Raw genomic sequence first — 13010 nt, forward strand, 5'->3', positions numbered from 1 at the left:
CGAGCCGGCGCGTAACTCAATACCGGGCGTTCAGCGTTGAACGTCCGGGCGGCGAGCATCGCACCACGGCGCTGAGAGGACGCTGAAAACCGGGTCTGCACCCAGCCGCACACCTTGCTGCCCAGACCGTCAGGGCCCATCACTTTCGGCCGCCGAAATAACGGCCCGGCGAACCACCTCACACTGGCACCAACACGCCCCACGCGCATCATCGACGAATGCCGATGCCTCGCAGCACCAACGCTCTGCGTATTCGTGGCGATCGCGCTAGTGGCCGGCTTTGACTTGGGGGACCGCCTTTTCGACCGGCAGCACGTTGGTCGGTGTCGTCGAGACAACGGTGCCGCCCATGTTCATGCCGGGTACGTTCGGTGGATCGAAGGTTGAATTGTGGTTACCGCTCGCTATGAGTGCACCGGGCCCCCCGCGGACGGTGCCTTCGTCGACGCTGGTGTCGTGCTGGGCCAGGGTGATTGCCGCAGCGGCCAGTATGGCGCCGAAGCCAACGATCGTCCCAAAGACCTTGAGCCGGGACCCGGACGCGCGGCGCGGTGTCGACTGTCGGCAGTCAGCCTGTTTGGCCGATGAATCTGGGGCTGCACTCTGTCGGTTCCACATCATCGTGGGGTTCCTTTCCTGATAACGCCGGCGGGTTGTTGTCCCGACCGGCCTCGATCGCTGTTAGCCGGCCCATTGCTCTAGCGCCCAACAGGTGTGATGACGTGGGCGTATCCCTCGCCTGCCCGGGCACGGGCGATTGCCCGGAAATGGCTTTTCCGAGCAACGTGGTGCGTCCCTTCCGCGGCTGGCCGAGCTGAGACCGCACGGCGTCAGCAGGCCGAGGGACTCGACAAACGGGAGGTGCACTGAACCGTTGGCCGAACTGAATTGGCTTGCATCCGAGTCGAATTGGCCTGCAGTTACTTGGACATCCGGACGACGTTGCCTGCAGCTAGGCACCGGCACTCCCGCGCCGCCGCGTTCGAGCCGGATTCTGCATGCTGCATGCTCGCACTCAGGGGCTTAAAGCCCGCTGAAGGGCGTCTGGGAGGGCGGTCGCATTTCCCCTGCTCGCAGCTGTGAATTCACCGCAGATTAGCTGGACCTCGCGGCCGGCGCTGCTCAAGCCATCGCGCGCTCCCTGCGCTGAACGCCGCGGACCCGGGCCGATGACGTCTCTCGACTCTCTTGACGCCATGGTCCGCCTGGGGCGGCTCGCCACCAGATCGGCGACCGCAACATCGTGGGCGGTAGCGACGTTGCCGTAGCGGTGGGCGGCGACACTCGAAGTGACGCTGAAAGTCTCGGCGTCACAGTTGCATCCGGGATGTCGGCTTCGCAATGGACTAACGCAACCTGTCCAGTCCCTGCGCAGAAGCGGTAGTGATCGGCTGCCCAAATGGCTCGACTTGCGTTGCCGTTTATTCGGCGATTATGACCAAGAATCGATCGGATACGGCCGGTCCGGGACCGAATCAGCCAGAACAAAAAACCACCGTCTACCAGCACAAACGATCGCCCTTCGGGAACCCTTCGGTGCCCCAGATCCCAAATCCCTAGGTCGCAGGTTCGATTCCTGCCGGGGGCGCTGTGTGATGTCTCGAGACACCGTTGACAGGTGTCTCGGGACATCATTTACATCTGGGGTTTGTTGGTGGGGCTGTTTCCGGGTTTTACGCCGCGTGGTTGGTAGTCGCGGTGGGGGTCGAGGGTGAGTTTGCGGATGAGTTTTCCGCTGTCGCGGGCCAGGACGCGGATGTCGCGGTCGTTGATGAGCACGATGACGTGGGTGCCGCGGAGGTGTTTGGACAGTCCGATGTGGTGTAGGCGGCTGTTGTAGCGGAGGGTGATGACGCCGGCGGCGTCGATGGTGTCGTGGCGGACGCGGAAGTGCGGCGGGATTTGGTAACCGGTGGGGAAGGCTTTGGGGCGGGCGGTGAAGGCCTCGGTCGGGGTGCGCCGCTGCAGGGCTCGGTGGGGCCTGGTGTTGTTGTAGTGTTCGGCGAATTCGTTGAGCTGGCTTTGTAATTCGTCGATCGTGCTGGTTGCGGGTAGCGCGTTGAGCCGCTTGTTGAGTGTTTGGTGCAAGCGTTCGATCTTGCCGCAGGTTTGTGGGTGGTAGGGCCGGGAGTTGATGTAGTTGATGCCCAGTTCGCCGAGCAGGATTTGCAGGGCGGTGCGGCCGCCGCGTCGGGGTGTGGCGGTGAATACCGCACCGTTGTCGGTGAGTACAGCGGCGGGAACACCCCAGGTGGTGAAGGCTTCGGTGAAGGCCTCGACGACGTGGATGCCGGTGATGGTGCGGCGGGCGAGCGAAGTGATGGCCAGACGGGAGTGGTCGTCGATGAGGTTGAGGATTTCGACGGTGGTGTGATCGGCGAGGCGCCAGTGGGTGACGTCAGCTTGCCAGCATTGGTTGGGCAGGTCGGCTTCGAAGCGTTTCCAGCTTGAGCGGGGGCGTTTTTGGGGTTGTGGGGTGATGAAGCCCCGTCGTGACAGCACCCGCCAGATGGTGGAAATCGCGGGTGAATCGACGACTTCGGGGTCGCGGCGTAGGTATTCGGCGATGGTGGTGGCTCCGGCGTCGTAGCCCTCTTTGTGCAGCGTTTTGCGCAGCCTGATGATGCGTTCTTCAAGGTCGGCGTCGATGGCGCGGGGGTTGGTATGGGGGCGGCGTGACCGGGGTTCGAAGGCGGCCGCCCCGTCGGCTTCGTAGCGTTTGACGAGTTGGTGGACCCAGTAGCGGGAGACCTCGTAGTCGCGGGCGACTTCGCTTTTGCTGCGCCCTTCCAGGACTACCGCGGTGATGACAAGCTGGGCCTTGGACATGGGCTGACCTCCCGAAAAGCCGAGGTGTCAACTATGTCCCGAGACAGCTGCCAACTATGTCGTGAAACCAGACACTGCCGGGGGCGCTGGTCAAGGTTTGGGATCGTACGGTTAGCGCCGTTTGGGCCTTTGAGCGCGCGACCTGGGCTCGAGGGCATCGAGATAAGCCTCGAATGCCTTGATGAGCCGGCGGTGCCCCATCTTCACGTGGACAGTTTCCTCAAGACTCAGGATCTTGGGAATGCTCGTGACCAAAAGCACCATGGCGTCCGGTGGGAAAGTGTCGCCCAGGAACGTGAAGTCGCGGTACTTCGCCTTGAGTGCCGCGAGTTGCATCGTGCGAATGCGTTCGGTTCCCGCGGAGATGTCGGGGATGAGCGAGGGTCTGCGGGCGCCCAGCGCGACGATCTCAGTCCCCAGCGCGCCAGCGGCTTCACCCCAGCTGTACTCCCAGAGCACGCGCAATGGCTCGTTCGGCCGACGCCGCAGCGCGTCATCCCATCTGTCGGCCTGCCGCCCAATCAGGCGCCCGATCGTGGCCGCGAAAAGGCTGTCTATCGTCGGAAAGTAGTACTGCACCAAGCTGGGAGTCACTGCGGCTTGGGCGGCAACCGCACGGTAACTCACGTTGGCCTGACCTTTTTCGAACAACACCTTCTCGGAAGCGTCGAGCAGCTCGTCCAGGGTGGCCTCGGCGCCTAGTCGCCGATTGGCAGCCGTTGCAATCGCCCCCTCCCACTACGTCAATGCCCCGGGTGCCAATCGGCGCCAGTTGTGAGCAAGACTCGCGCAGTTTAACTGCGTGCAAGGCCAAGTCGGCCCGGACGAGCGGCGTGGCATTGCCTACCCGTCATCCCTGGCCGTCCGAATCAGGGCGGCGACCGCGTCCCGTAGGTCGTCGTCAAGGGCGATGCCCAAGGCTTCCACCATCCACGCGACCGTCGTGTACGCACCTGCAGTGAAGATGACGTCAAGAATCTGTTGGTTGTCGAGGTGCGTGCTCAGCACCGTCCACGTGTCATCGCTGATCGACCCGTGCGCGATAAGTCCGTCCACGGCGCGCATCAGGGACGCGTCGACGTCATCCCAGACCGGCGAGTCCGGACCCCATGCAACACCTGCTATTTCAAAATCTGTCAGGCCTGCATCCCGCGCCATCAGCACATGCTGGGCCCATTCGTAACTGGACTGCTGCAAGACGGCGACACGCATGATGACCAGTTCACGTTGACGCTCGGTCAAGGTGGTGGCACGCAGTAGGTGGCCGTTGAGAGTGCAGAACGCTCGCGCGAGCGCGGGATGGTGCGCAAGCGTGCCCAGGATATTGAGGCCTTTCGGCCGCCCCTCACTAACCAGGTCATAGTGTGGCTTCGGCGGCCTCGTCGCTTTTAGGGTGTCGCTCATCTCCAGTGGCCATCTGTCGCTTGTCAGCGGTTCTATCCGTGCCATCTCGCAAGTCCGCTCCCGCCAGGAGGTGGGTCCGCCACCCGTTGTCATTTGAAAATAGTTTGTACAAGCCGCAATTCAAACGATACGCCGTACGCCTTGCGCTTGTACACCTGTATGAACTATACACTTGTACAGGCGAGGCGGCGGCCTCCACGGAATGATGAGGGAGTCTTGGTGGTCAACGACGAACGTCATGTGGAGGGTCGAACGTCGGAGGCTGCGGGCACAGGCTTGGCGGATCTGAAGGCCGCCGACTTCTTCACCGACACCGCACTGGTCACCGACCCGTACCGATACTTCGACACGCTGCGATCGCGATGCCCGGTACAGCCGGTTGCCCACCCGGGAGTGGTCGCGGTCACGGGGTACAACGAGGCGGTCGAGGTTTACCGCGACGCAGCCACCTACTCGTCGTGCAACGCGGTGGGCGGCCCCTTTCCGCCAGTTGTAACGCCGTCACCCGCAGTCACCGACATCACCGAGGTCATCAACAGCTCCCGCGACCAGTGGCCGTTCAGCGAGTTCATGGTGACCATGGACGGGGAGAACCACGAAGCCCAACGAACCCTGCTGCGCAAGCTGCTGACACCGCGCCGGCTGAAGGAGAACGAGGCGGCGCTGGCAGGCATCGCCGACCGATGCATGGACGTGTTCATCGGCACCGGCCGGTGCGAAGTGGTTAACGAGTACGGCAAACCGTTCACCACATGGGCCATCGCCGACCTGCTCGGTGTGCCCGAGGAGGATCGTGCGGAGGTCCAGCAGGTGTTGGTGGGGAGCACGATTAGCGTCGTTGGCCAAGAGGAGACCCTTCCCGTAAACCCGCTGGAGTTCCTCTTCCAGAAGTTCGGGGAGTACGTCAAAGACCGGCGTACGAACCCCCGCGACGACATGCTGACCCAGTTGGCCACCGCCACCTATGAAGATGGCTCGCTGCCGGAGGTCGATGCCATAGTGCGAACAGCGACGTTCATCTTCGGCGCGGGCCAGGACACGTCCGCCCGAATGTTGGCCGCCGCTCTTCGATTTATTGCGGAGGACAAAGGGATTCAGCAACGGCTGCGAGCTGACCGCCGGCTCATCCCGGAGTTCATCGAAGAAGTGCTTCGGCTCGAGAGCCCCACGATGAGTGACTTCAGGCTGGCCCGCGTCGCAACCACGCTCGGCGGCGTCGACATCGCGGCCGGCACCACGGTGATGATCCACCCCGGGGCCGCCAATCGTGACGACACCCATTTCGAGCGACCCACCGAGTGTCTGCTTGGCCGGAGCAACGTACGCGAACACATCGCGTTCGGCCGGGGCGCACACTCCTGCCCGGGCGGCCCACTGGCCCGTGCCGAGGGCCGCGTCACGCTGGAACGTTTTCTGCACCGCACCAGCGACATCTCCCTCTCCGAGTCCCACCACGGACCCGAGGGTCGGCGCCACTTCGACTACGACCCCACCTTCATCGTCCGTGGACTGAGCAACCTTCACCTGGTGCTGACCCCGGTTGACTGACAAGACATTTCGATAGAGAGCAGGATGCATGAGCAGAGTCGCCGTGGTTACGGGCGGAGCGTCCGGTATCGGTGCCGCCATTAGCCGGCGTCTGGCTAGGCGAGGCGACAAGATCGCGATCCTCGACCTGGAGGGGGACATCCTTGCGCAGCATCTCTCGGCACTGCAGGACGAGGGTTGTGACGCACGGGGATACGAGGTCGACATCACCGACCGGTCGGGCGTACAGGAGGCAATTACTTCGGCCCGTGTCGAACTCGGCCCGATCCATATCGCGGTCACCAGCGCCGGCATCACTTCTCACTCAGCATTCACTGAACTCAGCCTCGAACAATGGAATCGCACGTTGGCCATCAATCTGACCGGGACGTTCAACTGCGTGCAGGCCGCGATTCCCGACATGATCGACGCCGGCTGGGGCCGCGTCGTCATGATCTCCTCGGCCGCCGGACAAACAGCCGCACCCGGACAAGCCGACTACGTGGCATCCAAGGGAGGCGTCATCGCGCTGACGAGAGCATTGGCGGCTGAGTTTGCCGCAAACGGGATTACGGTCAACACGATCCCACCGGCACTCGTCGACACCCCCATGGCCCGTGCCGCCGAAGCGGAGGGCACGTTGCCCGTCAGCCTGGACGACATCGGGGCGATGCTGCCGCTCAAGCGAGTGGGTACCGCGGACGATATTGCCGCCGCGTGCGAGTTCCTGTGCTCCGACGACGCCGGCTACATCACCGGGCAACAGATCAATGTCAACGGCGGGATCTACATGTGACCGAACACGTCACCGTCCACGTGAACCCGAGCCTGTGCGAAGGGCACGGAACCTGCACCGAGTTGTCGCCGCGTGCTTTCAACCTCGGTGACGAAGACGTCGCAACCGTCACGAGATCCACCCCGACGAACAGCACTGGCGCGACGTTCGTGCCGCCACCGCAGCATGTCCCCGTCAAGCCATCACGCTGACCTACGAGAAAGAGAGCGGGCAATGAACGACTACGGGCCGTTGACGAAGAAGGTCATCGACTACCAGGACACCGTGAAGCGGCTGGTGCCCACCGCGAAGTCGCCTGAAGACTGGGTCGCGCCGCTGGGTGAGTTCATCGCCGTCGACGGGTTCGAACGAATCGGTCCATTTCTCGACGTCCAGAATTTCACGCAGTACACCGAGATGGTGAACGGGTGGGCACAGGGCACACAGGACTTCGACACCACTGTGCGGCGTATCTCCGAGTTGCCGCACCGGGTCTACTTCGAGGTTGAAGAGCGCCACCAGATCGGTGACATGAAGCTCGTCGTGAACTCCATGAACGTCTTCGAGTTCGATGAATTCGGAAAGATTCGCCATCTGGATGTGTTTCTCCAGCAGCCGCCGGACAGCCAGTAGCGAACGCAAACAACATGATTCGAGGAGGAGCCACACGATGGGCAAACTGGATGGCAAGGTAGCGGTGATCACCGGCTGCGCGAGCGGACTGGGCAAGCAGCACGCCCTCCGCTTCGCCGCCGAAGGGGCCAATCTGGCCATCTGTGACGTCCAGGCGGAGAAGTTGGCGGAGACCAAGCGGATGTGCGAAGAAATCGGTGCCGAAGTCGTGGCGCTCCGTTGCGACGTCGGGCGCTACGACGAACTGGTCGGCTTCGTCGAACAGACCGTCGATCGGTTCGGCACCATAGACGTCCTCCTAAACAACGCCCACAAGATCACCGATCTCCGCATCTTCCTCGACTTCAGTGTCGAGGATCTCGACATCGAGTTGCACACGTCGCTCTACGCCACCTGGCACATGATGAAGTTGTGTTTCCCCTATCTCAGGGACAAGCCGGGTGCCGGCGCATCAATCATCAACACCTCCTCCAAAGGAGGCATCGAAGGCACAAAATTCCATGCCGCATATGCAGCCGCCAAGGAAGCGATCCGCGGACTGTCTAGGGTGGTCGCGCGCGAGTGGGGCGAGTACAACATCCGCGTCAACACAGTTAGCCCCGGGGGATGGACGGACAACGTCGACAGTCAGCTCCACAAGCGCAGCCCCGAAGTTCAGGAATGGGCGCTTGCCGCATTCAAGGACAACCCCTTCAAGCGGATCGGTGATCCGTACACCGACGTCTCTCCGATCTTTGTATTCCTCGCCTCCGACGAAAGTCATTGGATGACCGGTCAAAATCTCCATGCCGACGGTGGAGTATGGATCAGCGCGTGAGTCGCGGCAGCGGGCACATGAGGCGATGAGGCCGAGCGTCTCGGAAGACGTAGAGCCCGCCGCGCAACCAGCACACGACGGTTGAGCATATGCTCGCGGCCTACCAGCGAGACGGTGCCGGCGTATCGATGGACAACGGCCGCACATACGACAGGTCCGAACGATCCCGGACGCCGACGAGGTAGCCCTTCTCAGTGAAGAATGACGATTGCAGAACTCTGGCGTCGGCGATGAACATGCCTTCGACGGTGGAACGACGAACAGCGATGCGCCAATGTCCGTCGCGCCGCTCCAAGCGGTCGATGTAGCGGCCGGAGATGAATTGGGCTGTCTTTCCGTCTGTGCCGATCAGAACGACGATGGCGTAGCTGTCAGCGTGCGCGGTGTCGCCGTCGATCTCGCACGAGTGGGTGGTGATGTTATGTGTGTGCACCCGCGACGTTTCGGCATGGGTCGCGTTGGCCCATTCCCCATACTCCGGGCCGGCGTTGACCGCATGACCGTGCTCGTCCACACCGTCGGCGTGGTACGCCGAGGTGATCAAGTCGATGTCATGCCGGTCGCATCCACGCGCATGCCGCGAGATGCAGTCGAGGATCTCCGTACGGTCCATGAGGTAACGCACGTCTCGTTGGAGGCTTTCGATCTCGGCATTCGTCTCAGTCATGCCACTCCTCATGTGTGGGATGTCAGCGCATGTCGCGCGTTGAGTCGCCGAGTCGACGCCCCAACAACACACTATACGATCGTACAGCATTGGTCGGGTGCCAGAATGCGAGTACCGACGGAGCGAGGAGATATGGCGACATCGTCAAGGCGCGTTGGCGCCGAAACGTCCAAGACCAGGGACGCGCTGCTCGACTGCGTAGAGCAGCTGATGCTGGAGGAAGGCTATGCCAGTGTCACGTATCGGGTGGTAGCCGCGAAAGCGGGCGTGACGCCCAGCCTGGTTCAGTACTACTTCCCCACCCTCGACGACATCTTCATCGCAGCGATCCGCCGCTACTCCGAGCGGGGCCTGGCTCACCTCACCGATCTCCTGGAGCGTCGGACCGACGATCCGCTACGTGCAGTGTGGGAGTACAGCTGGGACGAGGCGACGGGCGCAATGATCACCGAGTTCATGGCTCTCGGTAACCACCGGAAATCGATCCGCGCCGAGATCGCAGCGGTGACCGAGAATGTTCGCCGACTTCAGCTGGAAGCGCTCGTCAAGAAGTTCGGCAAGAACGCGAAGCCGATCGGCGGCTTGTCCCTGCCGGCCCTGCAACTCTTGATGTCGGGCCTACCGAAATTCCTCAACCTCGAAGAAGGCATCGGCGTCAAGTCGGCACATGCCGAGGTAACCGAAGCCTTTGAGCAATACATCGATTTGGTCGAGCCACGGGCGACGACGTCGAAACCGAAACGCAAATCCCCGGCACGCAAACCCGCAACGGGTCGCTGATCGCTCACTCCCCCGCGAACATCCGCGATATCCGTACGCAGGATGACGCTCACTGTTGCCTGCCCCGGCGCCGAAAAGCTTCTCCCTGAGCATGCCCGGCCGATATTCGGTTGGCAGCAATTTTCCGACAAGCGGTCGGCGATAGTTATCGGCGATCCGAGGCCGCCGCTTCGCATTCGTTAGGCAGATGTTCGGTCAGAAAATCTACGAACTCGGCGCGAAACGCCTCGACGTCCGCATCGAAAGCCAGCTGCACCGCTCCTCCTTGGTAGTCGCGCTAGCGCATCATGTGGGGGTACTGGCTGTGTGGATGCACACCGAACATGTCCCGGTATGACGGTGGTTGGCGACCGTCCTCGTCGCGAATGCCGTACAGGGCGGCCAACTCCGCACCGATCAGCGTTCGACCGCTCACCCCCATCAGCTCGGGATCGTTGTAGAGCGCCCAGACGACATGACCCGTCAGCTCGGGCGTTTCGGCGCTGTCGAGGATGTGGCCGAACTTCTCAGGATTGCTGGCGATGATCTTGCGGACTCTGTCGGTGAGCAGCGATCCCATCCAGATTGATACTGCGGCGATACCGAAATCTCGGAGGTCGACGGCCATGTCTGCGGCCATCTTGTCGGTTCCGGCTTTCGGGACACCGTAGGCCGGCCCGAACGCATAGTGCACCGAGCCCGATGATGACGAGAACGCGACCAGCCCCTTGCCCTGCGGGATCATCAGCGGCGCTGCATAAACCGTGGCGACGTAGCTGCTGCGCAAGCCGACGTTGAGGGTGTCGATCACGTTGATGGGTTCTTCCCAGAATTTCGTGCGCCCCATCATTTCGTCGCGAATGATCGCGGCGTTGTTGACCAGGATGTCGACTCGGCCGTGGTCGCGGCGCACCTGGTCAAACAGTTCCTCAACTTGGGCATCGTCGCCGTGGTCGACAGCGACGGCGATGCCGGTGCCGCCGGCGGCGGTCACCCGAGCGGCGGTCTCATCGATGGTGCCCTTAGGTCCTGCCGGGCTGGAGTCGCGCGTGCGGCCGGTGACGTAGACGGTGCAGCCGTGGCTGCCGAGCGCGTGAGCGATTCCGGCCCCGGCACCGCGGCTCGCGCCGGTAACCACCGCGACCGGGTTGTTGTCAGACATCGATTCTTGCCGCTTCCTTGAGTTCGGTGATGGGGCGGGCCAATCCTTGTTCTTCGCAGATGATTTGAAGTCGGTCAACGGTTTCGGTGACACCCGGTCCGATCCGCTTGCCAGGTGTGAAGGTCGCGGGCAGGTGGCGCATGCCCTGGATCACGCCAATGCTGTCGTAGTGCACGGTCCCCTCGGCAATGCACTGGTAGTCCGGTATCCGGTCGAAGACCGCCGTCACCATGGCCTTGAACACTGTGCGTGCCACATTGGACCCGATGCACCGGTGCACCCCGAGCCCGAAACTGAAGTGCCGATTGCCTTTCCGATCAAGGATCACCTCGTCGGGTTGACCGAACACTGCGGGGTCACGGTTGGCCATCGCCCAGGACAGCCAGAGCCGCTGCCCCTCCCGCAGCGTCGTGCCGTTGAGGTCCATGTCCGCCGAGATCGTGCGCCCATCACCGGGCGCGGGGGTGAAGTAGCGCAGGAACTCTTCAGTGGCGGGGTTGAGCAGGGTCGCCCTCTCCTTGCTCAACCTGGTGCGCTCATCGGGATGGCTCGACAACCACTCCAGCGCGTGCGCGGTCAGTGCAGTGGTGGTGTCGAATCCCCCGCCGATTAACAGGTTCAGCATGCCGAGTAGTTCAATGTCGGGCGGCGCCTCGCCGTTGATACGCAGCGTGGCCAAGGCGTCGATGATGCCGGGCCGGGGGTTCTCCCGAATCTCGGCGAGGTTCGTGAACACGTCGACGCCCATCGCCATGTAGAGCTCGCGAACACGTGCAGCGTCCGGCGAATCGGGCGGCGTGTAGACCGATGCGTGCGCCGGCTCGTTGTAGAGCCTCCACTTCTCCAACCGGACGCCGAGCATGGCCAGCGTCAGCACGGCAGGCACCACGTTGGCGAGGTCATCGACAAAGTCGATCTGCCCCGACTCGATGCGGTCATCGAGGCACGCCCGCACGATCTCGTCGATGAACGGCTCCCAGCGCTTCACCGCAGCCGGCGACAGGTAGGGGTTCAGCGCGGTGCGGTAGTACCGGTGCTCGGGATCGTCCATCTCCAGCATGCCGCCACGGAATCCCTCCGCCTCGACCATCAGTGGAATGGAAATACCCTTGTAGCCCCGACGCTCGTTGTGGACGTCGTGGTCATTCGATACGTGGGGACACCGGGCGAGTTCGAATACCTCCTGGCTGCCCGCGACGACCCAATGTCCGTCGTAGGTATCCGTCCAGGCGATCGGGCACCGTCGATGCATTTCATGGGTGATGTCGAGGAATTCATCTCGGTACCCGGCAGCGTGACGGTCGAAGTGATAGCGCGGCGTGACCGTGGGATCTTCTGGGAGCGCGGTCACGTCAGTGCTCCGCCGGCCGGCCGTGGGCTGCGCGGGCAGCCACCACGTGATCCACCATTATGTTTATGGCCTGTTCCGGGCAGGAGATTGCCGCCTCCCGCACATCGGACTGATGAACGTCTGGTATGTCGGCGGTAGCGGCTTGTGCGTGACCGTCAACATCATTCAGCACGAAAGACTCCGGGGCGATCATGGCACACAATGTGTGGCCCTGGCAGCGTGTCGAATCGACCTCAACGCGCACCTATTTCTCCTAAGAACGATTTGATGAGGACTTGTTGAAGCACGTCAGACGACAGCGCCACCGTTGACGCCGATCACCTGCCCGTTGACGTAGCCCGCTCCTTCTGAACACAGGAACGAGCACACCGCTGCCACTTCGTCGCCGACGCCGAGCCGACCGGCGGGGATGGCTCGGGTGAGTATTTCGGTGCTGGGCAGCTTGCCTTCTTCCTGTTGCTGGCGAAGCATCGGCGAGTCGATGACGAAGGGAGGAATGGTGTTGGCGGTGATCCCCTTGCGGGCGTAGTCCAAGGCGACTGTCTTCGTCATGGCGATGACGCCTCCCTTCGTAGCCGAGTAGTGGCCTTGCGCTGGGGCGCCCTGCTGTCCGGCGGCAGACGAGATGGTCACAATGCGCCCCCACCCCGCTGCAACCATGTCCGACAACGCTGCTCGGATACACAGGAACGTCCCGGTGAGGTTCACCGCCAAGTACCGGTTCCATTCGTCGAGGGTGATCTTGTCGAACCGAGTGAAGCCGGCAATGGCCGCACTTGTTACGAGTATCTCGACCGGTCCGAGCGCACCACGAGCGGTCGCGAACGCAGCCTCGACAGCGTCCTCGTCTGAGACGTCGACACCGATTGCGAGGGCGCTCCCGCCGGCCGCCTGGATGGCCGCAACGACCTTTTCCGCGGCTTCGGTGTTCACGTCCATCACCGCCACGCGATGGCCATCAGCTGCAAGATGGGTGCTGATCGCCTGGCCTAATCCGGATCCGCCGCCGGTCACTATTGCAGTTCGGTTCACGTTGAACCCTTCCCTTTCAGTGCTATCCCAATGCACATCGAATGCTGGTGTCCG

The 13010-nt window shown here is 62.6% G+C and carries 15 protein-coding genes; 6 read left to right on the forward strand and 9 right to left on the reverse strand.

All coding sequences use genetic code 11. From position 1 onward, the window contains the following. Positions 1–267: 267 nt before the first annotated feature. From AB431_RS20865 to AB431_RS20880, 4 genes are all read right to left on the reverse strand, one after another. Positions 268–621 (reverse strand): hypothetical protein, encoded by a 354-nt coding sequence (locus AB431_RS20865; RefSeq protein WP_047331534.1) that lies wholly within the window; start codon positions 619–621, stop codon positions 268–270. A 1014-nt stretch (positions 622–1635) separates the two neighbouring features. Further along, complete coding sequence (locus AB431_RS20870; RefSeq protein ID WP_047331535.1) at positions 1636–2829, reverse strand: IS481 family transposase; 1194 nt, start codon at positions 2827–2829, stop codon at positions 1636–1638. 111 nt (positions 2830–2940) lie between these two features. Then, positions 2941–3555 (reverse strand): TetR/AcrR family transcriptional regulator, encoded by a 615-nt coding sequence (locus AB431_RS20875; protein WP_047331536.1) that lies wholly within the window; start codon positions 3553–3555, stop codon positions 2941–2943. A 117-nt stretch (positions 3556–3672) separates the two neighbouring features. Further along, on the reverse strand, positions 3673–4233 hold the full coding sequence (locus tag AB431_RS20880; protein WP_235435722.1) for a carboxymuconolactone decarboxylase family protein: 561 nt from the start codon (positions 4231–4233) through the stop codon (positions 3673–3675). Between the two features lie 276 nt (positions 4234–4509). Here AB431_RS20880 and AB431_RS20885 point away from each other — a divergent pair, with 276 nt between their 5' ends. The 5 genes from AB431_RS20885 (at position 4510) to AB431_RS20905 (ending at position 7985) form a co-directional block, all read left to right on the forward strand. Beyond that, entirely contained in the window at positions 4510–5781 is a 1272-nt protein-coding gene (locus AB431_RS20885; RefSeq protein ID WP_047333654.1) for a cytochrome P450, read from the forward strand. Between the two features lie 28 nt (positions 5782–5809). Next, entirely contained in the window at positions 5810–6556 is a 747-nt protein-coding gene (locus tag AB431_RS20890) for an SDR family NAD(P)-dependent oxidoreductase (RefSeq protein ID WP_047331537.1), read from the forward strand. Next, on the forward strand, positions 6553–6747 hold the full coding sequence (locus tag AB431_RS20895; RefSeq protein ID WP_047331538.1) for a ferredoxin: 195 nt from the start codon (positions 6553–6555) through the stop codon (positions 6745–6747). Before AB431_RS20890 ends, AB431_RS20895 begins: the two co-directional genes overlap by 4 nt. Before the next feature lie 22 nt (positions 6748–6769). Beyond that, a complete protein-coding gene (locus tag AB431_RS20900; RefSeq protein WP_047331539.1) occupies positions 6770–7168 on the forward strand; it encodes a hypothetical protein in 399 nt (132 codons plus the stop codon). A 64-nt stretch (positions 7169–7232) separates the two neighbouring features. Next, a complete protein-coding gene (locus tag AB431_RS20905) occupies positions 7233–7985 on the forward strand; it encodes an SDR family NAD(P)-dependent oxidoreductase (RefSeq protein ID WP_200902661.1) in 753 nt (250 codons plus the stop codon). A 100-nt stretch (positions 7986–8085) separates the two neighbouring features. On the opposite strand, the gene AB431_RS20910 is transcribed toward AB431_RS20905, so the two are convergent. Beyond that, positions 8086–8652 carry a nuclear transport factor 2 family protein gene (locus AB431_RS20910; protein ID WP_047331541.1) on the reverse strand — a complete coding sequence of 189 codons (567 nt, stop codon included), beginning with the start codon at positions 8650–8652 and terminating at the stop codon, positions 8086–8088. A 132-nt stretch (positions 8653–8784) separates the two neighbouring features. Here AB431_RS20910 and AB431_RS20915 point away from each other — a divergent pair, with 132 nt between their 5' ends. Further along, entirely contained in the window at positions 8785–9432 is a 648-nt protein-coding gene (locus AB431_RS20915; protein WP_047331542.1) for a TetR/AcrR family transcriptional regulator, read from the forward strand. A 277-nt stretch (positions 9433–9709) separates the two neighbouring features. On the opposite strand, the gene AB431_RS20920 is transcribed toward AB431_RS20915, so the two are convergent. From AB431_RS20920 to AB431_RS20935, 4 genes are read right to left on the reverse strand one after another with little or no spacing between them, the layout of a single operon-like run. Next, the gene (locus tag AB431_RS20920) at positions 9710–10573 is read right to left on the reverse strand and encodes an SDR family NAD(P)-dependent oxidoreductase (protein ID WP_047331543.1); all 864 of its coding nucleotides are present in this window, start codon (positions 10571–10573) and stop codon (positions 9710–9712) included. After that, positions 10566–11924 carry a cytochrome P450 gene (locus AB431_RS20925; protein ID WP_047331544.1) on the reverse strand — a complete coding sequence of 453 codons (1359 nt, stop codon included), beginning with the start codon at positions 11922–11924 and terminating at the stop codon, positions 10566–10568. Before AB431_RS20925 ends, AB431_RS20920 begins: the two co-directional genes overlap by 8 nt. Before the next feature lies 1 nt (position 11925). Further along, the gene (locus AB431_RS20930; protein WP_047331545.1) at positions 11926–12168 is read right to left on the reverse strand and encodes a ferredoxin; all 243 of its coding nucleotides are present in this window, start codon (positions 12166–12168) and stop codon (positions 11926–11928) included. 44 nt (positions 12169–12212) lie between these two features. Then, positions 12213–12956 carry an SDR family NAD(P)-dependent oxidoreductase gene (locus AB431_RS20935; RefSeq protein ID WP_047331546.1) on the reverse strand — a complete coding sequence of 248 codons (744 nt, stop codon included), beginning with the start codon at positions 12954–12956 and terminating at the stop codon, positions 12213–12215. Positions 12957–13010 lie beyond the last annotated feature (54 nt).

It is taken from the genome of Mycobacterium sp. EPa45, from assembly GCF_001021385.1.
Taxonomy (GTDB): Bacteria; Actinomycetota; Actinomycetes; order Mycobacteriales; family Mycobacteriaceae; genus Mycobacterium.

Coding starts and splice junctions, on each gene's coding strand:
- AB431_RS20910 (WP_047331541.1), bottom strand. CDS start 8,652: ATGACTGAGACGAATGCCGAGATCGAAAGCCTCCAACGAGACGTGCGT.
- AB431_RS20880 (WP_235435722.1), bottom strand. CDS start 4,233: ATGAGCGACACCCTAAAAGCGACGAGGCCGCCGAAGCCACACTATGAC.
- AB431_RS20920 (WP_047331543.1), bottom strand. CDS start 10,573: ATGTCTGACAACAACCCGGTCGCGGTGGTTACCGGCGCGAGCCGCGGT.
- AB431_RS20865 (WP_047331534.1), bottom strand. CDS start 621: ATGATGTGGAACCGACAGAGTGCAGCCCCAGATTCATCGGCCAAACAG.
- AB431_RS20870 (WP_047331535.1), bottom strand. CDS start 2,829: ATGTCCAAGGCCCAGCTTGTCATCACCGCGGTAGTCCTGGAAGGGCGC.
- AB431_RS20915 (WP_047331542.1), top strand. CDS start 8,785: ATGGCGACATCGTCAAGGCGCGTTGGCGCCGAAACGTCCAAGACCAGG.
- AB431_RS20890 (WP_047331537.1), top strand. CDS start 5,810: ATGAGCAGAGTCGCCGTGGTTACGGGCGGAGCGTCCGGTATCGGTGCC.
- AB431_RS20900 (WP_047331539.1), top strand. CDS start 6,770: ATGAACGACTACGGGCCGTTGACGAAGAAGGTCATCGACTACCAGGAC.